This is a genomic window from Pseudomonas sp. CDFA 610, from assembly GCF_021147865.1.
GTDB classification, from domain to species: domain Bacteria; phylum Pseudomonadota; class Gammaproteobacteria; order Pseudomonadales; family Pseudomonadaceae; genus Aquipseudomonas; species Aquipseudomonas alliivorans.
On the sequence record NZ_JAGTPM010000001.1, the window covers coordinates 539,507 to 559,402 of the forward strand.

Genomic DNA, 19,896 nt, shown 5'->3' on the forward strand with positions numbered 1-19,896 from the left:
GTCAGCCATGGCAAAAAAGCCCGATGACGCGGCATTCATCAAAGATCCGCTCTGGTACAAGGATGCGGTGATTTACCAGGTGCATGTGAAATCGTTTTACGACTCCAATAACGATGGGATCGGCGATTTCGCAGGTCTGATCGACAAGCTCGACTATATTGCCGAGCTTGGGGTCAACACGATCTGGCTGTTGCCGTTCTACCCATCGCCGCGTCGGGACGATGGCTATGACATTTCAGAGTACCGCGACGTGCACAGCGACTACGGCACGATGGCGGACGCCAGGCGATTTATTGCTCAGGCCCACAAGCGCGGCTTGCGGGTCATTACCGAGCTGGTCATCAACCACACCTCGGATCAGCATCCCTGGTTCCAGAAGGCCCGGCATGCCAAACGCGGCTCCAAGGCACGTGACTTCTACGTGTGGTCGGACACCGATCAGAAGTACGACGGCACGCGCATCATCTTTCTCGACACCGAGAAGTCCAACTGGACCTGGGATCCGGTGGCAGAGCAATATTTCTGGCACCGCTTCTATTCGCATCAGCCGGATCTGAATTTCGATAACCCGGCGGTGATGAACGCGGTGCTCGAGGTCATGCGTTTCTGGCTGGACATGGGCATCGATGGCCTGCGTCTGGATGCGATTCCTTACCTGATCGAGCGCGACGGCACCAATAACGAGAACCTGCCGGAGACCCATCAGGTTCTCAAGCGGATCCGGGCCGAGATCGACGCCAATTACCCGGACCGCATGCTGCTGGCGGAAGCCAATCAATGGCCGGAAGACACTCAGCTGTACTTCGGTGACAGCAAAGGCCCTGACGGCGATGAGTGCCACATGGCGTTTCACTTCCCGTTGATGCCGCGCATGTATATGGCGCTGGCGCAGGAAGACCGTTTCCCGATTACCGACATTCTGCGCCAGACCCCGGAAATTCCGGAGAACTGCCAGTGGGCAATTTTCCTGCGCAATCACGATGAACTGACCCTTGAAATGGTCACGGATCGTGAGCGTGACTATTTGTGGAATTACTACGCAGCGGATCGTCGTGCGCGGATCAACCTCGGCATCCGACGTCGTCTCGCGCCGCTGGTAGAGCGTGATCGCCGCCGGGTCGAGCTGCTGAACAGCATGCTGTTGTCCATGCCGGGTACACCTACGCTGTATTACGGCGACGAGATCGGCATGGGCGACAACATCTATCTCGGCGACCGGGATGGCGTACGCACACCCATGCAATGGTCCATCGACCGCAACGGCGGGTTCTCGCGCGCCGATCCGGCCAGCCTTGTGTTGCCGCCGATCATGGACCCGATGTACGGCTTTCAGTCGGTCAACGTCGAAAGTCAGGAGCGGGATCCGCATTCGCTGCTTAACTGGAACCGCCGCATGTTGGCCGTGCGCAAACAACAGAAGGCGTTCGGACGTGGCACGCTCAAGATGCTGTCGCCGTCCAATCGCAGGATTCTCGCGTACATCCGTGAATACACAGGACCTGATGGCCATAGCGAAATCGTGTTGTGCGTGGCCAACGTTTCCAGCGCAGCCCAGGCCGCGGAACTCGAACTGTCGGCCTACGCCGGTACCGTTCCTGTCGAGATGCTGGGGGGCAGCGCATTTCCGCCGATTGGCCAGTTGAGCTACCTGCTCACGCTGCCGCCCTACGGTTTTTACTGGTTTTTACTGGCTTCGGAGAATCAAATGCCCAGTTGGCACGTCGAACCGGCACAAAGCATGCCGGACTTCCCGACCCTGGTGCTCAAGAAGCGTCTGGAGGAGCTGCTCGACGAGCCGCTCCGCAGCACCATGGAAAACACTTCACTGGCGGTCTACCTGCCCAAGCGACGCTGGTTCGCAGGCAAGGACAAGCCCATCGAGCGTGTCAACATCGCCTACGCGGTCCGCTTCGGCGACCCGGCGCATCCGGTCCTGCTCAACGAGATCGAGGTCACCGCAGGCGAGCAGACCGAGCGTTATCAACTGCCATTCGGCCTGTTGGCGGAAGAGGAAATCAACAGCGCGCTGCCCCAGCAATTGGCGCTGGCCAGAGTGCGCCGTGGCCGTCAGGTGGGATTGATCACCGACGCGTTCACGCTGGAGACCTTCATCCGCGCAGTGATTCAAGGCATGCAGGCAGACACGGTCATTCCTTGCGCCGACGGCGAGCTGCGCTTTGAACAGACCGCGCAACTCGCGCCGCTGGGGCTGAACAACGAGTCCGAGGTGCGTTACCTGTCCGCCGAACAGTCCAACAGCTCCGTGGTAGTCGGCAGCGGCCTGGTTCTGAAGATGATCCGTAAAGTCAGCGCCGGTACCCACCCGGAGCTGGAGATGGGCGCTTACCTGACCAACGCCGGCTATCGCAATATCTCACCGTTGCTGGGCTCGGTGGTTCGCGTGGGTCATGACGGTCAGCCGCACCTGCTGATGATTGCCCAAGGCTATCTGAGCAATCAGGGTGATGCATGGGAATGGACCCAGAACAATCTGGAGCGCGCCGTTCGTGACGAGCTGGCGCATGGCGTCTCCGAACAGGAGCAGCACTACAACGCGCTGCTTGAGCTGGCCGATTTCTCTCGCAGTCTTGGGCAGCGTCTGGGCGAAATGCACCAGATTCTGGCCGCAGCGACCGACAATCCAGACTTCGCCGTGGAAGTGAGCAGCCAGGAAGACAGCGAGGCCTCGGCAAAAAGCGTGGTGGCTCAGTTGGATCGGGCCTTGCAGTTGCTCGAACAGCGCAAGAACGACCTCGGCACTGACGATCAGCAACTGGTGGAGGCTCTGATCGCTCAGCGCCAAGCCATCGGGTCGCATGTCACGCGCCTCGCCAAACGCTCGGTAGGCGGCCTGCGCATTCGCGTGCACGGTGATTTGCACCTTGGTCAGGTGTTGGTGGTCAAGGGTGATGCTTACCTGATCGATTTCGAGGGCGAGCCTGCGCGTGCGCTGAGCGAGCGACGTGCCAAACACAGCCCGTTCAAGGATGTCAGCGGTGTCCTGCGCTCGTTCGACTACGCTGCCGCCATGGCTGTGCGCAGCGCGCAAAGTGTGGACACCTCCGAGGGAGCCGCTGCCGCCCGCAAACGGGTTGCCAGCACGTATTTGTCCCAGGCCCGTGAAGCATTCATCGAAGGGTACCGCTCAGCGACCCTCGGGATGGCTCACGCCTGGAAAGATTCGAACGGGGAGGACGCAGCGCTGGAACTGTTCACCCTGGAAAAAACTGCTTATGAAGTGATCTACGAAGCCGAGAATCGTCCGAGCTGGCTGGCTGTGCCGCTGCAAGGCTTGCGTGGATTGCTGCACCTGTCTGATGGAGAGCCAACATGAATGCACCTGACAAAATCGGCACGCGTCGCCAGGCGATGCCCGCCGCAGTGGACATGGATGCGTTGATCCGTGCTGAACATCGTGACCCGTTTTCGATCCTGGGCCCGCATGGCGATGGCGGCAGCGGACAGTTCGTTCGCGCATATCTGCCAGGCGCCTTGAGTGTGCGCCTGCTCGCCCCGGACGACGGGCGTGAGCTGGGCGAGCTGGAGATGAGCGAAGTCCCGGGTTTCTTTATTGGTCATCTCGAACACGCTCAGCCCTACCAGTTGAAAATCAACTGGGCAGGCGGCGAGCAGATCACTGAAGACCCTTACAGCTACGGTCCGCTTCTCGGCGAAATGGACCTGTACCTGTTTGCCGAGGGCAATCATCGCGATCTGAGCAGTTGCCTGGGGGCGCAGGTGACCAACGTCGGTGGCGTGGACGGCGTACGGTTTGCGGTCTGGGCACCGAATGCTCGACGCGTTTCGGTAGTCGGCAGTTTCAACAACTGGGACGGCCGTCGCCATTCGATGCGCTTGCGTCATCCAACCGGTGTCTGGGAAATCTTCGTCCCGCGCCTGCAGCCGGGCGAAGTCTATAAATACGAGATCCTCGGTGCCCGCGGCATTCTGCCGCTCAAGTGCGACCCGATGGCGCTGTCTACGACGCTGCCGCCTGATACGGCCTCCAAGGTCTCGGCACCGCTGCATTTTAACTGGAACGACAATGACTGGATGGCCTCGCGGGCCAGCCTTCATGACGTAAGCGCGCCATTGTCGATTTATGAACTGCATGCCGGTTCGTGGCAGATGGAACAGAACGATGAAGGCCAATGGCGTCAATACAACTGGCGCGAACTGGCGGATCGGCTCATCCCTTACATCAAGGAGCTGGGTTTTACCCACATTGAACTGATGCCGATCATGGAGCACCCGTTTGGTGGTTCGTGGGGTTATCAGTTGCTCGCCCAGTTCGCGCCAACGGCGCGTTACGGCTCGCCTGAGGATTTTGCGGCCTTCGTCGATGCCTGCCACCAGGCGAATATCGGGGTGATTCTGGATTGGGTGCCTGCGCATTTCCCGACCGATACTCATGGTCTGGCTCAGTTCGACGGCACTGCACTCTATGAATACGCCGACCCCAAGGAAGGCTTCCATCAGGATTGGGACACGCTGATCTACAACCTGGGTCGCACCGAGGTTCACGGCTTCATGCTCGCCTCAGCGTTGCACTGGCTCAAGCATTACCACATCGACGGTTTGCGCGTGGATGCGGTGGCCTCGATGCTGTACCGCGACTACTCCCGCAAGGCGGGCGAGTGGGTGCCGAACCGGTTTGGCGGTCGCGAAAACCTTGAAGCGATCGATTTCCTGCGCCACCTCAATGATGTCGTCGCGCTGGAAGCGCCGGGTACTATGGTCATCGCCGAAGAATCCACGGCCTGGCCGGGTGTGAGCCAGTCGACCCAACAAGGCGGTCTGGGTTTCAACTACAAGTGGAACATGGGCTGGATGCACGATTCGCTGCACTATATGGAGCAGGACCCGATTCATCGTGAGCATCATCACGGTGAATTGAGCTTTGGTCTTATGTATGCGTGGTCCGAGCGCTTCATTCTGCCGATTTCTCACGATGAAGTGGTACACGGCAAGCATTCGCTGATCGACAAGATGCCCGGCGATCGCTGGCAGAAGTTCGCCAACCTGCGCGCCTACCTGGCGTTCATGTGGACCCACCCCGGCAAAAAACTGCTGTTCATGGGCTGCGAGTTTGGCCAATGGCGCGAGTGGAACCATGACGAGCAACTCGACTGGTACCTGCTTCAGTATGCAGATCATATCGGGGTCAAGAAGCTGGTCGGCGATCTGAACCGCATCTATCGCGAAGAAAAACCCCTGCATGAACGCGATGCAGAGCCCATGGGCTTCCAGTGGCTGATCGGCGACGACAAGACCAACAGCGTCTATGCCTACCTGCGCTGGAGCAAGGGTGGGGAGCCGCTGCTGGTGGTCGCTAACATGACGCCGGTTCCGCGTCTGGATTACCGGATCGGTGTGCCGTTCGACGGCAAATGGGTCGAACTACTCAACACCGATGCCGAGATGTACGCGGGTTCCAATGTCGGCAATGGCGGCGGTGTGATGGCTGACGTTGAGCAGGCACACGGACAGCCTGCGTCGCTGAGCCTGAATCTGCCACCGTTGGCCGTGTTGATTCTCAAACCCGAGAGGCATCCGGAATGAAGGTAATGCTTCGGTAACCAACCGGATTTCTGGAGTCCATAGAGCAGTGTAGGAGGCAGCTTGCGGGCGGTGCGTTCTGTCAGTCGATCTGGTGTCGGCTGGCCTTTCGCTGTCGCCCACAAGCTGCCTTCTTCTGTCTAAAGCGTCTTCCGGCTAAATGCGTTTTAGGAGTTCGAAGGGGGACATCTGCAAGCGAACCCGCCTACGTGCCGGGCCGCTGCTGCAGATCGGTTACCAATTGATTCTGATCCCGAGGCTGATGCCGGTCTCTTGTGTGTCACGTCCCTCCAGGTCCCGTCTGTAATCTGCGTTCAAGTAGACCCCTGCGTCCTCGAATGGATACGCCACCAACCCGGCACCCAGACTGGCGGTTGTCGAGTCGTGTTCGGTGCTGATCCTCTCGACGTTTTCATAGATAACGGTGTCGTGACCATGGGTGTCGTGCCAGAAATCGGTCTTCAGGTAGGGCTCGACAGGCACTCCAAACGATGTGTAGTGCCCTTCGAACCGTATGCCTAGACGTCTGGTGTTCCGGGCCTGGTTATCAAACTCGAGGGATGAGATCCCGTCGTGCTGGTCGTCCAGAACGACACGCTGGTGAATCACCTGCACCTGCGGTTCCGCTACCCAGTTTGCACTCACAGGTAAGGGATAACCGGCCTCGATGGACAGACTCGCGACGTGCCCCTCGGCCTTCACGCGCACGCCGCGTTCAGAGCGGCTCGAGCCGTCGAGGCGTGTGCCCATCGCCACAGCGTCCACATAACCGTACTGGCCATTGATCAGGGTCCAATACGCGCCCACGCTGTCTCCACGCAGATTCAATCGACCGGTACGGCTTTCTTCGAATCCATTCGCGAAGCCTTCAATGTGGCCTTTCAAACGGTTGTGTGCCACGAAGATGCCGACACGTTGGGTGGCGTCATTGCCCGTCTGCCAGGCAAACAGATCGTGGCCGATCTGGTAACCCTCAAGCGACGCGTTCAGGCTTGGACTGACCGTGCCGGACCAGCGCTGTCTGAGATCGCTGCCAAATACGCGCGCCCAGCCTGCGGAATCCGCACCGTGTTGGCTCAGCAGACGCTGATTGCCCTGGCGTTCGTGAAACGTGCCCAGCGAAGACAACGCCAGAACGGCAGCGGCAGGCGCCATGAGCGAATAGTTGGGTACTTCCTGCCGGTACAACACGACAGGTGCCGCGCCGCGCACGGGCTCGGGCAGTTGCGGTGTGCCGGCGGCCGGAACGGGCAGGGTGGCTGCAGGTTGCGGGACGGGTAAGGCAGGCGGTTCAGGCGCTGACGGAACGGGTTCCGAGGGAGGTTCAGACTCAGGCTGAGGTGCTGGTGCTGGTGCTGGTCTTGGCGGCGCAGTAGCCGGCTCCGGCTCCGCAGGCACGCTCGCCATTGCAAGTGGAGGAGAGATCACGGAAGAGCGCAGGAACCAGCTGTTTTCACTGCCCGCCGTGGCGCCACCCTTGAACAGGTAATACTGATATGCCCCGACCGACAGCGAGTTCTGCAACGAGAACGCTGCGTTGTCGCTGGTTGCGCCCTGAACGGCCTGAACCACTTCAATGCCATTGTTCTGAGTCAGTGCGCCCTTGCCACCTTCATTGATGACGGTCATGCGCGTGGTTCCACCGATTCGACCCTGGGCAACCACCAGTCTGTCACTGGCAGAGCTGTCGTCGCCGAGCACCGACTGCAACAACAGCTGCCCATTGAGGCCGGTGTAATTGCCCTGCACGGTCAGGGTGTCCCGAGCGGTGCCGCCACTCAGGTCCAGGGTGCCCGCATTGTCAAGCGTGGCGGGCATTGCGCCATTGAACGAGTTGATCGAACCTGACGCAGATGACAGGCGACTGCTGGCATCAATGTTCAGTATTCCGGTTCCGCTGATGCTGTCTCCCAACGTGAAGGCGCCCGCCAGATCCATTCGTGAAGCGTTGCTCAGATTGACCGTTTCCCACTGTCGGTAGCGGGCGGGCGCTGAGGAGGCCGTGTTGTCCAGCGTCAGTGCGTCGTTACCCGTTCCGCCATCCAGCACGCTATTGGTGCTGAGGTAGTACTCGCTCAGGTTGTACAGGCGAGCGATGTCGTCGCCCTCGGCCATGAGAACACTGCCAGTCACATTGCCGCTGTCACGCCATGTGAATTGATCGTTGCCGAAGCTGGCCCTGATGCCGCCGAGGATTTCGCCACCGCTCAGGGTCAGTCGGTCGTCGCCGCCGCTTACGCTGACTGCGCCACCGATTCTGCCGCCGGAAACGTTGATGGTGTCGCGACCGAAGCCGGTGACCAGGTTGCCGATGATGGTCCCGCCGGACAGGTCGAACAGGTTGTCGTCCAGCTTCATGTCCACCCGCCCGATACTGCCGCCACTCATGGTCGCCCGGTCGCCATCCTCGAACGCTCTGGTAATCACGCCCCCCGTCATCTGGAATGTGTCGAGTCCGTCGCCCTGAGCCAGTGAACCGACGATGCCCCCGGTCATGATAAAAGTGTCTGGTTCGGCGCCCTGGCTGACGTCGCCACTGACGACACCGGCGGACATTGTGAACCGGTCACTGCCTGCGCCTTGCGTGACGTTGCCGGTAATGCGCCCGGAGTTCATGTCGATGCTGTCCTGGCCAGGGCCAAACGTGACATTGCCGGTGATGGACCCACTGCCACCTGCAGGAAAAATCAACGTGTCGTTGCCCCCGGACCAGCTCACCGGGCCGCTGCTGCCGCTGTCGCACGTTTGCGTGTCACTGCCTGCTGTCGATATCAGAGCGCACGTGCCATCGGCGTGAGGGGAAATGATCACCAGTAGCGCGACGGTCAGAAGCTTGCCTTTACCACGCGGCGGGATTTGCCTGAGGGTCATGACTGCTCTCCCTGTGACGCGGTCAGGGAGGCATAAAAGGTTGCGTCAGTGCCCGACTGCCACGTCAGTGACGCCCTACACGAGGCTGGCGACGACTGCTCTGCCAGCCCTCGGAATGGGCCGCACGTTCAAGTCAAGGATGGATCCTGCCTAGCGTCAAGAAGTTGACCGACCGGCGGCAGATAGATTGGCCTGATACGCAACCTATGGAACAAGCAGAGAAAAGCTTATAGCCTAATGAGCGTTTCAGGCCGGTTGGCGAGCTCGACGAGACAGCCATAGGGTCAAAAGCAAGGCACTGATCGAGAGCAGGGAGGCGTAGAAAAATATCCAGTCATAGCCCTGACCCAGCGCGATAGCGCCCATCACCGGCCCGGCAACCGCCAGCGCCAGATCAAAGAACACGGCGTAGGCGCTGAGGCCCGCACCTCGACTGGGCGTCGGTACGCTCTTGATCGCTTCGACGCCCAGCGCCGGGTAAACCAGTGACAGGCCAATGCCGGTCAAGCCTGCGCCCGTCAGCGCGAAGCCACTGCTCGGCGACAGCCAGAGTAATACCAACCCACAGGTTTCCACCGCCATGCAGAGAATCGCCGCGTTGAATCCGCCCAACCGATTGATTGCCCCAATGAACAGCAGTCGGGCGAGGATGAAGCCCACCCCGAACATACTCAGGCAATAGGCCGCGCCTTCCCAGCCACGACTCAGGTAGAAGAGGGTGATGAAGGTGGTCAACGTACCGTAACCGATGGAAGACAGTGTCAGCCCCAGCCCATAGGGCGCGATGCGTCCGAACACCGACCAGTAAGGCAGGCGTTCGCCGGGGATGATGGGAACCGACGGCTTGTTACGGATCAGCCACAATGCCAGCCCTGCCATGACCATCAGCGCGATGCCCAGACTGTTGAAGCCCACGGCATCAATCACCACCACGCCAAGCGGTGCGCCGATGGCAATGGCTCCGTAGGAGGCAATACCGTTCCACGAAATCGACTTGGCCGTGTGTTCCGAACCCACTTTGCCGATGCACCAACTGATGGTCCCGACGCCGATCAATCCTTGGGAAACGCCCAGAAACAGGCGGGCCAGGATCAGGATCGACAGACTTGCGGTTGGAAATTCCTCGAGCAGGGTGGCGAGCAAGGTCATCGCGCCACTGAGGCCAATGCCCCACAGCCCGAAAACAATCGCGCGTTTGCTGCCCAGCGTATCCGTGGCCCGACCGGCATAGGGTCTGCTGAGCAGGGTCGCGAGGTATTGCGAAGCGATGGCCAGACCTGCGATCAGTGGACTGAAACCCAACTGATCATGAACATAGCCCGGCAGCACTGCGATGGGCAGGCCGATACACAGGAAGGCTATGAAGGTGTAGAGAACGATGGAAACGATTTGCAGCGTGATCGTGATCGAACTGGGCTGCACGGCAGAGTGTTCAGGTGAGGCGGCAGGCATCGGGCTCGTTCGCTGGCAGGCGGTGGGCGTGCAGCCATCATGGCCTGCGTTGCCGATAAATGAAAGCACGCTAACGGTTTATCTGTCGCCTCACGACGCTGTTGCCGTTGCGGTTGGATAGTCATAGGATGACTGATCACAAACAATAACAAAAAGGCTCTCCATGAAGAAAATCCTCCTGCTGGCCGCTGCGGTTGGCTGCTCGTTCGGTCTGCCGGTCCAGGCATCGACCTTCGCTTACATCTCAAGCCCCGCAGACGGGCTCATCTCGCAGTATCAACTGGATGACGCCAGTGGTGCGCTCAGTCTGGTCGAGCAAACCCGAGCGGGTGACCAAGTCAACCCGATGGCGCTATCGCCTGATGGCAAAGCGTTGTTCGCCGCGCTGCGCGCCAAACCGTATCAAGTGGTCAGCTTCAGCATCGAGCCTGTGACCGGGCATTTGAAACCCTTGGCTCAGGCACCTTTGGCGGAAAGTCTGGCGTATCTGTCCACTGACCGCAGCGGCCGTTTTCTGATGGGTGCATCCTATGGCGCCGATTTGCTGAGCGTACAGCCTATCGACGCCCAGCATCGCCCCAGCGACAGCATTCAGACCTACAAGACCGGCATGCACGCACACTCGGTGCGCACCGACCCCAGCAATCGATTCGCCTACGCAGGCAATCTCGGCGTTGATCGCGTCCTGCAATACCGTCTGGAACCAAAGGACGGCAAGCTGGTGCCGATTGGGGAGGGCTATGTGACGGTTCCGCAGAACACTGGACCGCGCCACCTGGCGTTCGCACCCAACGGCAAATTCCTCTATGTCGTAGGCGAGATGAATGGCACCGTCACTGCCTTCTCGATCAACGACAAGACCGGTGCGTTGAAACAGGTCAATCAGGCCAACGGCATTCCCGAGCGTCTGAAGCTGGCGCAGGGTCAGGTGCGCGATGCACGCAACAACGACTTGAAGGACGATCCGACACCGCGCATCTGGGCCGCTGATGTGCGGGTCTCACCGGACGGCAAATGGTTGTTCACCAGCGAACGTACCAGCAGCAGCGTGTCGGTGTTCAAGGTTGAGCCAGCCAGTGGCAAGGTTGCGTTCGTGGAAAACTACCCGGTCGAGGAAAAGCAGCCGCGTAACATCGCGGTAGCACCGAACGGGCGCTGGTTGCTGGTGACAGGAGAGAAAGCCGACAAGGTCGGCAGCTATGGCATTGCAGCGGACGGCGGATTGAAGCGCGTCAGTGAAGCGCCTTCAGGCAAAGGCGCGTTGTGGATCGAAATGCTCAGCCAGCCGGTTCAGTAATACCAGCCCTTGCTTTTTGCTCATCGCCTGAAACGCAAAACCCCTGCCGCAAGGGCAGGGGTTTCAGGTACAGCGAGTGCTATTCCAGGCGTCTGGCTTAGAACGCCACGCCCTGGCTGCGCAGGTAGTCGTCGTACGTACCGCTGAAGTCGATCACGCCGCTGGGGCTCAGCTCGATGATGCGCGTGGCCAGCGAGGACACGAACTCACGGTCGTGGCTGACGAAGACCAGTGTGCCCGGATAGTTTTCCAGCGCGAGGTTGAGCGCCTCGATGGATTCCATGTCCAGGTGGTTGGTCGGTTCGTCCATCACCAGCACGTTCGGCTTTTGCAGGATCAGCTTGCCGAACAGCATGCGGCCCTGTTCACCACCGGAAATAACCTTGACCGACTTGAGGATCTCGTCGTTGGAGAACAGCATGCGGCCCAGCGTGCCGCGAACCAGTTGCTCGCCGCCTTGGGTCCACTGACCCATCCAGTCGAAGAGGGTGCTGTCGTCTTCGAAGTCGTGGGCATGATCCTGTGCGTAGTAACCGATCTCCGCCGACTCGGTCCACTTGACCGAACCTGCATCCGGCTGCAGCTCGTTGACCAGTGTGCGCAGCAGCGTGGTCTTGCCGATGCCGTTTGGCCCGATGATCGCCACACGCTCACCGGCCTCAACGGTGAAGCTGAAGTCCTTGAACAGCGGCACACCATCAAAACCCTTGGCCATGCGCTCGACCACAACCGCCTGACGGTGCAGCTTCTTGGTCTGCTCGAAACGAATGAACGGGCTGACGCGGCTGGACGGCTTGACCTCGGCCAGCTGGATCTTGTCGATCTGCTTGGCGCGGGAAGTGGCCTGCTTGGCTTTGGAGGCGTTGGCCGAGAAGCGGCTGACAAACGACTGCAGCTCGGAGATCTGTGCCTTTTTCTTGGCGTTGTCGGACAGCAACTGCTCGCGGGACTGGGTCGCCACGGTCATGTACTCGTCGTAGTTGCCCGGGAACAGACGCAGCTCGCCGTAATCGAGGTCAGCCATGTGCGTGCACACGCTGTTCAGGAAGTGACGGTCGTGGGAGATGATGATCATCAGGCTGTTACGCTGGGTCAGGATATTTTCCAGCCAGCGAATGGTGTTGATGTCCAGGTGGTTGGTCGGTTCGTCGAGCAACAGCACTTCAGGATCGGAGAACAGTGCCTGCGCAAGCAGAACACGCAGTTTCCAGCCTGGCGAGACTTCGCTCATCGGGCCGTTGTGCTGCTCGATGCCGATACCCAGACCCAGCAGCAGTTCACCGGCGCGGGACTCGGCGGTGTAGCCGTCCATTTCCGCGAACTCGGTTTCCAGCTCGGCCACGGCCATGCCATCGTCTTCGCTCATCTCCGGCAGCGAGTAGATGCGATCGCGCTCGGCCTTGACCTTCCACAGCTCTTCGTGACCCATGATCACCGTGTCGAGCACGGTAAATTCCTCGTAGGCGAACTGATCCTGGCGCAGCTTACCCAGACGCACGTTCGGCTCCAGCATTACCTGACCACCCGAAGGCTCGAGATCGCCGCCCAGGATTTTCATGAACGTGGACTTACCGCAGCCGTTCGCGCCGATCAGGCCGTAACGGTTACCGGCACCAAACTTGACCGAGACGTTCTCGAACAGGGGTTTGGGGCCGAACTGCATCGTGATGTTAGCTGTGGAGATCAATTACTTTACCTATCAATAGCTTATGGTGCGCTTATTTGGGCCGGGACCCTTTCAGGGCCAGTCAGGAGCCTTTCCGGTTCGCTCCAGTCCGGACTCGAGTTGATCCATCGCGCATGCGTCGACAGCAGCATCAGCACGTTATGGCCGAGCTGCCGGGAAATAAATGCGGGGGTTCATGCCAGACATGGCGCGCATTGTCGCATAGGTATGGCGACAGTTGTATGGCGGGTTGGCTGGATGTTCAGATTCTCTGGCACAGGTGTCTGCCCGTCGTGCAGGTCAGACGCAGCTCTGCGAAGTCAAGTGAGGGCCGGCTCCGGACCCTGTGTTATCTGTGCAAAGAAAAACCTGGGGCTGACGAAGCCTGCAAATCGTTCGGCACCGACGGTTTTCCGGTGAGTTGGCTGTTCAGCCGCGCCCGATGCATCGCCCGAACCGACCGATGTTTTCTTTGAAGATCTGTCAGAGGTGCCCGCAGCATGAAAAGGCTTAAACTGACTCACGTTTTTCATCTGTGGAGCTTCAAGTGTGACTTGGTTTTTGGAACGCGTGCTTGCCATGGTTTTATTCATGCCGCTGATGCTGATAGGCGGGTGGCTGGGGTTCGAGATACCTGGCGTGGATCATAGTATCCGTACAGCATTTTTCATCAGTTGGATGATCGCGATGGGGTTTGTGGTCGATCGCATCTGCAAATGGGTATTCAGGAAAAAGTAGAGTATGCAGATGGCTCGCGAGGCTGCGGGAAGCGAGGGGCATACCGTGTTGCGTCTGATGAAGGTCGCGGCGCAGCCGTGCGTTGATCAGTGATCGTAATATTCAGGTGGCATCAGCTGCCGAAGAGCAAAGCCTGGTCGCCGAGGAGATCCACCGTAACGTCAATGACATCAATACACTGGTTGTTCAGGTCAGTGCTGGTGCCGAGCAGACAGCGGTTACCAGCCGCGAACTCGCTCGACTGGCCGAACAGCAGCAGGGGTTGGTAGGGCGTTTCAAGGTGAGCTGATCCGAAGGATCTGTTCTGATACTCAAAGGCCTGGAAGCGTCAGCTTGCAGGCTTTTTTGGGACATTGGTGCAGGTCATTTCGACGCCGTTACATCATTCGTTAAAGCCCGAAAGCCCGAGCATGTGTCGGACGTCCTCCAGACTCAACTTGGGAATGATGTCGTCAGGCACTCTGGACGTCGCCGACAGGTTGTAGACCTGAAAATCGTCACCCATCACCGAGTTTGCCATCAATTTCAGGGAAGGCAGGATCCGCGACTCGTAGTGTTGATCCAGCCCGCACGGAGACAGCCTGGCGCCGGGCGTTTCGTAGTAGCGTCCTGCCGATTGATTCAGGTCGAAACCCACCAGAAAGACCTTGCTGAAACCAAGGTGGTGGGCCAGTTGCAAGGCCAGGTACATCACGGTGCGGGCGTCGAAAAAGCCCAGGCTCATGTCTTTACTGAAACCGATGTCCCTGCTGCGTCGGCTGAACAGCGAAAGTTTTCTGACCAGCCCGGATCGCTGTTCGAAGAGGCTCACGGCACTCAGTCGGTCAGCCTTCTTCAATGCGTAGACATTGCCTTTGGGCGAACTTCGAAGGTTCCCGATCTGGCTGGCCCACAGAGCGATGTTGTCACTGATGCGCATAGCCTGGGCAAACAGTTCTGGCTGCTGTCTTGAGAAGTCCCGGTCCGAGCAGACGTAGAAATGAGGGTTGATTCCTGCCTGGGTGAACATGGAAATCGCCCCATTCATTGTAATCATGGGGATGCAGGAAAACTCCCGTATCGGGAAGTCTGCTGCCGAAGCGCCGGAGCCCACAAGAAAGACCGGCCCTGCAGCGTTGCCCTTGCACATATCGAAGTCTTGCAGATCACAGATGTCGGCGGAAAGCTCGATGGCAACAGGCATAGAAAAATCCGTTACTTCTGACTGATGTGTAATCATTGCGATGGCTTATTGATGTTATATGGTGCTGGTTAGTTGCATAAGCTGGTGCTGGATGATAGCACCTTGTATCCAAAATAGTTCGCTAAGTTAAAGCGCTATTTCAGTCATGTATCCGGATTGTATCCATTAGTTGTTCGAATAGGCGGATGGGCATCGAATATGAGTACGGCTGACTGGCTCGCGATCATGATGAGGCGCCTAGGTGTAATCCGATGAAATACATGGATTTAGAATGGAGTGATGGCATTATGATATTGTGGCGTGATATCATTTTGGCTTGATTACTACACAGCAACGGAGTTGCAAGAAATGCGTCCAGTGTCACCACTCAAACTCTCTCTCATTGCCATTGCGGCCTTTGCCGTTACCGGTTGTGCGAGCATTGTCAGCGATTTGAAATACCCGGTAGCGGTGACGTCCAGTCCGTCCGGCGCCGCTTACGAGATCGTCAATGAGAGTGGCGTTTCCGTTCGCTCGGGTGTGACGCCTGACGAGGTGACACTAAGGGCTGGAGCGGGTTATTTCGACGGCGAGAAATACAGGGTCACTTATCGTAAGGACGGTTATGTCAGCAGCACTCAAACGCTCGACTCGGGCATTGACGGTTGGTACTGGGGCAACATTCTTATTGGTGGGCTGATCGGCATGCTGATCGTCGATCCCGCAACCGGAGCCATGTACACGCTACCGGAGAAGATCAATTCGACACTGGCGCTGGCGCCGGTTTCGCCAATATCTGCTGTCGGGCAGTCTTCGGTGCAGGTTCAATAGTCTGTGGGCCAATACGCGCTTATAGCGGGCTTCATGAATTCAAACGCCGCGCCTTCTGAGGAAGAACGCGGCGTTTTTACGCGCGTCAGGGGAACTACATGATGTCATTGCGAGACTATAGGTTCGCTCACGCTGGACAGGCTACCTGATCAGGCGTGCATTCTTATGATCTCGGAGATTCATGACATGAAGTCCTTTTTTCGTCCCGCTCTGCTGCTGGCTGTTGCGCTGCCGTTAATACTGGCCGGTTGCGGCGACAAGGAACCGGAGCAGCGCGCCGCGTTCACGCAGTTCCTGCAGACCCGCATTGTGGACAAGCCGGGTGTGCGCGTCCCTACACTGACTGAAGATGAAAAGAAATCCTTCGGCGACTACAGCTCCCACTACGCTGTCATCTCGGATTTCAACGCCGGCATGGATGCGTCGGTCAAGCCACTGAACGAACTGGTACAAAAGGGTGCGATTCGTTCGTTGAATGACGTGATCGAGCGCCGCGCCGACCTCAAGGCTGTACAGACAGGCCTCAACGACATGGGTGAACAGCTGACAAGAGAGCAGGCCAAGGCTGATGCTGCTCATGAGACGCTGAAGCAGCCGGACGATCTGAAAGTCGTCTACAACAAGGCCTATGACAAGACAGTCAGCGTGCCGGCAAACACTTTTCGCGAAATCCTGCCGCAGATCAATGGCACGTTCGAAAGCACGTTGAAGATCGCTGACTATGTTGATGCGCACAAATCGCAGATCGATCTTTCCGGCCCTGTCGCGAAGGTAAGCGATCCTGCCGTGCAGACGGAACTCAACAGGTTGCTGCAGGACTTGAACAGTCAGGCAAGGAATGTCCAGCAAGCGCAGGCACGTCTGCAGGCGGTCATGCTGGGCCGCTGATCCAGCGTTGCGTCTCAAGACGCAGCAGCGCTCGGGCCATGATGCAGCCGGTCGATCACACGAATGACCGGTTGCGATTTGCCCGTCACCGCCTAGTCTGTCTGGCAGACAGTCTGACGCCCTGTCAGACCTTGCAGTGAGGAGGTATCCCATGTCGACAGTACCACCGCTTTTCAATGACGAGGTTCCGGCCTGGGATCGTTATGCGGCGGCTGCGCTCAGCACGACGATCACCTGCACCGAAACAGCGGAGGAGGCAGTAGTGGCGGCTGCCGAGCTTGCAGACAAGCTTGTCAAGGAACGCGAGAAACGGATCAAGGCTGCCAAAGAGCATCTTTTCCAGCACTGATCCTCAAGTCGAGCCTGGTCCTCGATCGGGCTCGCGGGTCTTTAAAGCTGCCTTCCTGATATATAATCCGCGCTTCGCCATTCACTCCGGTCAACCACTTGATGATCAATACCACCCCAATGGAATTGAAGCTTCGCGAAGCTGTGGTTGAGGATTCGATGTGCGTGGCGGTATTGGGGCTGCAAGTTTTTCTGGATACCTATGCCACCGATGGCATTCGTGAGTCGATTGCTTGTGAGGCGCTGGAAGCTTTTTCCTGGAAGTCCATTGCGGGAATAATCGCCCAGCCTGAGGCATTCATTATTGTCGCCGAGTCCCGTGGGCATCTGGTGGGGTTCGCTCAGGTGGCGCTGCGCACCGGGCACGAAATGATCGGCGATGCGCAGGCTGCTGAACTGCAGCGCCTTTACGTGCAGGAACGCTTCACCGGGCTGGGAGTAGGGAAGCGTCTGCTCAAGGCAGCCGAACTGCAGGCTGCACTTGGTGGCGCGCTTCTGCTTTGGGCGACGGTATGGGTCGGCAATGATCGGGCGCTGGGCTTCTATCCGCAGATGGGTTACAGGCTCGAGGGCTCACCCATGTATGTGCTACAAGGCGAAGAACACGAGAATCGGCTTTACGCCAAACGGCTGGATGGCTTTGAGCCTGAATATAGGGTTTCGCAATAAGGACATTGAATGTTACGCATCCTGGGCAAGGCCTCCTCCATCAACGTGCGAAAGGTATTGTGGACCTGTGAGGAACTGGTAATACCGTTCACTCAGGAAGACTGGGGCAGCGGTTTCAGGTCGACCGACAGCGCAGCATTTCTGGAGCTTAATCCCAATGCGATGGTGCCGGTCATCATCGACGGTGATTTCGTGCTCTGGGAATCCAACACCATCATCCGTTATCTGGCCGGCCAATATGAGGGCGATCAGCTCTATCCCAAGAAGCCGAAGGCGCGGGCGCGAGTGGATCAGTGGATGGATTGGCAGAGCTCGGATCTCAACAAGTCCTGGACTTATGCCTTCATGTCGCTGGTGCGCCGCTCGGCCGGTTTTCAGGATGCCGTGTCGGTTGCTGCATCGCTTGCCATGTGGTCCAGGCACATGCAAGTGCTGAACACTCATCTTGAAAAGACTGGCGCTTACGTGGCTGGCGAGCATTTTTCGCTGGCTGACATTGCTGTCGGGCTGTCGGTCAATCGCTGGTTCGAGACGCCTTTCGAGCATCCCGACCTGCCGGCGGTCAATGGATATTACGAGCGGTTGAGTCATCGGCCGGGCTATCTGTTGTACGGACGAAACGGTATCTCGTGACGTCTGATGGCGTCAGTGTTTATCCTGCATGCCCATTTGACTCCACCCCATTACCCTCAAAGGAAGCGCGACAGTGACCCTCATCAGAATAACCGCTGGCGGCTACTCGTTCCTGGCCGAAACCAATCCGGACGCGCCGAAGACTGTCGCTGCGTTCTTGAAGCTGCTGCCCTATAAGCAGAAATTCATTCATGTGCGCTGGAGCGGCGAGGGTTGCTGGGTGCCGCTGGATGATTACGAATTGAAGCTCGATGACAGCCTGGTCGGCTTTGAAAATGCCACCAGTCATCCTTCTGTGGGCGACATCCTTTTTTATCCCGGCGGCTACAGTGAGACCGAGATCATCCTGGCGTATGGTTCGTGTTGCTTTGCCAGCAAGATGGGGCAGCTGGCGGGTAATCATTTCCTGACGATCACAGAAGGTAAGGAAAATCTACGCAAGCTGGGCGTGAAAACGCTGTGGGAAGGCGCGCAGGACGTGGTATTCGAGCTGGTTTGAGCGTTCCTGTTGACGAAATGCTGGCGAGATGCCGATTCGCCAGTATTTTTTGGAACCGCTGATCTTCGCCAGGGGTCTAGTCAACAATGCTTCCACAACCCGGAAGCCGAACTGGAGATCAGTCCTTGAATATTTTCGAAGCACTACGCGAAAGCCATGATCGTCAACGCGGCTATGCCGACGCACTGATTCAGACCAGTGGCGATTCAGAAGCAAGGGCTCAGGCCTACAAGCAACTCAAGGAAGAACTCCAGGCGCATGAAACCGCCGAAGAGCGTTTCTTCTACATTCCGTTGATGGAGCATGACAACGGCATCGACCTGAGTCGTCACGCCATTTCCGAGCATCATGAAATGGACGAGATGATGGAAGAACTGGACGAAACCGAAATGTCCAGCCCAGCCTGGCTGGCGACTGCGAAAAAGCTCTCCGAGAAAGTGCACCACCATTTGAAGGAAGAAGAGCAGAAGTTCTTTCAGATGGCTGGCAAGCTGTTGGATGAAAAGCAGAAGCAGTCGTTGGCCGGCAAGTACGTGAAAGAGTACGAAGAACAGATCGCTGAAGGGTAACGGGTGGTCGCAGTGCTAGAATCGTTTTTTTATCAGTGAAGGCATGACATGAAGTTAGCGATTCTGGTGATTGCGGCAGCGGTGTTGGTCGGGTGCGCGGCGCCGTCGAATTCAGCACGTTCAGGCGGACCGTTGAAGATTCTGTCCAGCACCAAACCGGCAGCTGCCGTTGCCCAGTGCATTCAGGTGACCTGGCAGAACGAAGCCATGTTTGGCAGCTCTGCAGACGTTTTCATGGATAAGCTGTCCGGAGAGGGCTTCACTGTGTTCACCACAGAGACCCGCTATTTCGCGGATGTGCGTCCCCAGGGCGCCGCGTCCACTGTCGATTTCTATGCCGCCCCGAGCGATACCCAGACAGGCCTGCGTTCTGCTGCCATTGCTACCTGCCTTTAAGCATCACCCTTCAGGCCCGCCATTCTGGCGGGCCTTTGCTTGCAAAAAGCAAAACCTATTCTGTCTTCTCATCTATTGATTGCTGTGCGCCCAATTGCGGCGCGAACGCACAGTGGTGGGGCTTTGGTACCCAACCTTCGCCATCAATAACGCTGTTTTAAGCAATCTCTCGAATCCCGCTTGCCGCGCGTCCATCACACTCCTTTGATTCGCCTCACTTTTTTTGCAGCCTGCTTTTGCCAGGCAGTCTGTGGCACACTTTCTGCTCTCTATTCCGTTGTTACATACCTTGATCCGCTATAGCGGAATATAGACAAA

Annotated in this window: 16 protein-coding genes and 2 pseudogenes; 12 read left to right on the top strand and 6 right to left on the bottom strand. The window is 58.1% G+C overall.

The window, feature by feature from the left end:
- The first annotated feature begins 7 nt into the window (after positions 1-7).
- Both treS and glgB read left to right on the top strand, forming a co-directional pair.
- A complete protein-coding gene (treS, locus tag KDX39_RS02450; protein ID WP_231659244.1) occupies positions 8-3,334 on the top strand; it encodes a maltose alpha-D-glucosyltransferase in 3,327 nt (1,108 codons plus the stop codon).
- Positions 3,331-5,562 (top strand): 1,4-alpha-glucan branching protein GlgB, encoded by a 2,232-nt coding sequence (gene glgB, locus KDX39_RS02455; RefSeq protein ID WP_231659245.1) that lies wholly within the window; start codon positions 3,331-3,333, stop codon positions 5,560-5,562. Before treS ends, glgB begins: the two co-directional genes overlap by 4 nt.
- 231 nt (positions 5,563-5,793) lie before the next feature.
- Here the strand turns inward: glgB and KDX39_RS02460 are convergent, their stop codons facing one another.
- The gene (locus KDX39_RS02460; protein WP_231659246.1) at positions 5,794-8,430 is read right to left on the bottom strand and encodes an autotransporter family protein; all 2,637 of its coding nucleotides are present in this window, start codon (positions 8,428-8,430) and stop codon (positions 5,794-5,796) included.
- Positions 8,431-8,676: 246 nt separating this feature from the next.
- Entirely contained in the window at positions 8,677-9,882 is a 1,206-nt protein-coding gene (locus KDX39_RS02465) for an MFS transporter (protein ID WP_231659247.1), read from the bottom strand.
- A gap of 163 nt (positions 9,883-10,045) precedes the next feature.
- On the opposite strand from KDX39_RS02465, the gene KDX39_RS02470 reads away from it, so the two are divergent.
- Positions 10,046-11,179, top strand: coding sequence for a lactonase family protein (locus KDX39_RS02470; RefSeq protein ID WP_231659248.1), 1,134 nt, complete (start codon positions 10,046-10,048; stop codon positions 11,177-11,179).
- Positions 11,180-11,276: 97 nt separating this feature from the next.
- Here KDX39_RS02470 and KDX39_RS02475 read toward each other — a convergent pair whose 3' ends face one another.
- The 3 genes and pseudogenes from KDX39_RS02475 to KDX39_RS02485 all read right to left on the bottom strand — a co-directional run bounded on the left by KDX39_RS02475 (position 11,277) and on the right by KDX39_RS02485 (position 13,438).
- Complete coding sequence (locus tag KDX39_RS02475) at positions 11,277-12,866, bottom strand: ABC-F family ATPase (RefSeq protein WP_025995726.1); 1,590 nt, start codon at positions 12,864-12,866, stop codon at positions 11,277-11,279.
- Positions 12,867-12,886: 20 nt separating this feature from the next.
- Positions 12,887-13,159 (bottom strand): annotated as a pseudogene (locus KDX39_RS02480) (hypothetical protein); the annotation flags it as partial.
- Positions 13,160-13,165: 6 nt separating this feature from the next.
- On the bottom strand, positions 13,166-13,438 hold the full coding sequence (locus tag KDX39_RS02485) for a hypothetical protein (RefSeq protein ID WP_231659249.1): 273 nt from the start codon (positions 13,436-13,438) through the stop codon (positions 13,166-13,168).
- Between the two features lie 224 nt (positions 13,439-13,662).
- On the opposite strand from KDX39_RS02485, the pseudogene KDX39_RS02490 reads away from it, so the two are divergent.
- Positions 13,663-13,872: pseudogene (locus KDX39_RS02490) on the top strand (chemotaxis protein); the annotation flags it as partial.
- 93 nt (positions 13,873-13,965) lie between these two features.
- Here KDX39_RS02490 and KDX39_RS02495 read toward each other — a convergent pair.
- Entirely contained in the window at positions 13,966-14,766 is an 801-nt protein-coding gene (locus KDX39_RS02495) for a lipopolysaccharide biosynthesis protein (protein WP_442964518.1), read from the bottom strand.
- A 348-nt stretch (positions 14,767-15,114) separates the two neighbouring features.
- On the opposite strand from KDX39_RS02495, the gene KDX39_RS02500 reads away from it, so the two are divergent.
- The 8 genes from KDX39_RS02500 (at position 15,115) to KDX39_RS02535 (ending at position 19,578) form a co-directional block, all read left to right on the top strand.
- On the top strand, positions 15,115-15,576 hold the full coding sequence (locus KDX39_RS02500; protein ID WP_231659250.1) for a hypothetical protein: 462 nt from the start codon (positions 15,115-15,117) through the stop codon (positions 15,574-15,576).
- 186 nt (positions 15,577-15,762) lie between these two features.
- A complete protein-coding gene (locus tag KDX39_RS02505) occupies positions 15,763-16,464 on the top strand; it encodes a DUF3053 domain-containing protein (RefSeq protein WP_231659251.1) in 702 nt (233 codons plus the stop codon).
- Positions 16,465-16,615: 151 nt separating this feature from the next.
- Entirely contained in the window at positions 16,616-16,813 is a 198-nt protein-coding gene (locus KDX39_RS02510) for a hypothetical protein (RefSeq protein WP_099230504.1), read from the top strand.
- A gap of 101 nt (positions 16,814-16,914) precedes the next feature.
- Positions 16,915-17,481 carry a GNAT family N-acetyltransferase gene (locus tag KDX39_RS02515; protein ID WP_231659252.1) on the top strand — a complete coding sequence of 189 codons (567 nt, stop codon included), beginning with the start codon at positions 16,915-16,917 and terminating at the stop codon, positions 17,479-17,481.
- A 9-nt stretch (positions 17,482-17,490) separates the two neighbouring features.
- Positions 17,491-18,114, top strand: a complete 624-nt coding sequence (locus KDX39_RS02520) for a glutathione S-transferase family protein (RefSeq protein WP_231659253.1) — start codon at positions 17,491-17,493, stop codon at positions 18,112-18,114.
- A 73-nt stretch (positions 18,115-18,187) separates the two neighbouring features.
- Positions 18,188-18,613, top strand: a complete 426-nt coding sequence (locus KDX39_RS02525) for a DUF3830 family protein (RefSeq protein WP_099230508.1) — start codon at positions 18,188-18,190, stop codon at positions 18,611-18,613.
- Between the two features lie 125 nt (positions 18,614-18,738).
- Positions 18,739-19,182 (top strand): hemerythrin domain-containing protein, encoded by a 444-nt coding sequence (locus KDX39_RS02530; RefSeq protein WP_004884478.1) that lies wholly within the window; start codon positions 18,739-18,741, stop codon positions 19,180-19,182.
- 48 nt (positions 19,183-19,230) lie between these two features.
- Positions 19,231-19,578 (top strand): 2-oxoacid ferredoxin oxidoreductase, encoded by a 348-nt coding sequence (locus tag KDX39_RS02535; RefSeq protein WP_184322803.1) that lies wholly within the window; start codon positions 19,231-19,233, stop codon positions 19,576-19,578.
- The last annotated feature ends 318 nt before the right edge of the window (positions 19,579-19,896 follow it).

What these genes read in the sequence shown, in the direction of transcription:
- KDX39_RS02470 (WP_231659248.1), top strand. Translation starts at nt 10,046, where the DNA reads ATGAAGAAAATCCTCCTGCTGGCCGCTGCGGTTGGCTGCTCGTTCGGT.
- KDX39_RS02535 (WP_184322803.1), top strand. Translation starts at nt 19,231, where the DNA reads ATGAAGTTAGCGATTCTGGTGATTGCGGCAGCGGTGTTGGTCGGGTGC.
- KDX39_RS02500 (WP_231659250.1), top strand. Translation starts at nt 15,115, where the DNA reads ATGCGTCCAGTGTCACCACTCAAACTCTCTCTCATTGCCATTGCGGCC.
- KDX39_RS02465 (WP_231659247.1), bottom strand. Translation starts at nt 9,882, where the DNA reads ATGCCTGCCGCCTCACCTGAACACTCTGCCGTGCAGCCCAGTTCGATC.
- glgB (WP_231659245.1), top strand. Translation starts at nt 3,331, where the DNA reads ATGAATGCACCTGACAAAATCGGCACGCGTCGCCAGGCGATGCCCGCC.
- KDX39_RS02495 (WP_442964518.1), bottom strand. Translation starts at nt 14,766, where the DNA reads ATGCCTGTTGCCATCGAGCTTTCCGCCGACATCTGTGATCTGCAAGAC.
- KDX39_RS02520 (WP_231659253.1), top strand. Translation starts at nt 17,491, where the DNA reads ATGTTACGCATCCTGGGCAAGGCCTCCTCCATCAACGTGCGAAAGGTA.
- KDX39_RS02485 (WP_231659249.1), bottom strand. Translation starts at nt 13,438, where the DNA reads ATGAATAAAACCATGGCAAGCACGCGTTCCAAAAACCAAGTCACACTT.
- treS (WP_231659244.1), top strand. Translation starts at nt 8, where the DNA reads ATGGCAAAAAAGCCCGATGACGCGGCATTCATCAAAGATCCGCTCTGG.
- KDX39_RS02510 (WP_099230504.1), top strand. Translation starts at nt 16,616, where the DNA reads ATGTCGACAGTACCACCGCTTTTCAATGACGAGGTTCCGGCCTGGGAT.
- KDX39_RS02460 (WP_231659246.1), bottom strand. Translation starts at nt 8,430, where the DNA reads ATGACCCTCAGGCAAATCCCGCCGCGTGGTAAAGGCAAGCTTCTGACC.
- KDX39_RS02505 (WP_231659251.1), top strand. Translation starts at nt 15,763, where the DNA reads ATGAAGTCCTTTTTTCGTCCCGCTCTGCTGCTGGCTGTTGCGCTGCCG.
- KDX39_RS02515 (WP_231659252.1), top strand. Translation starts at nt 16,915, where the DNA reads ATGATCAATACCACCCCAATGGAATTGAAGCTTCGCGAAGCTGTGGTT.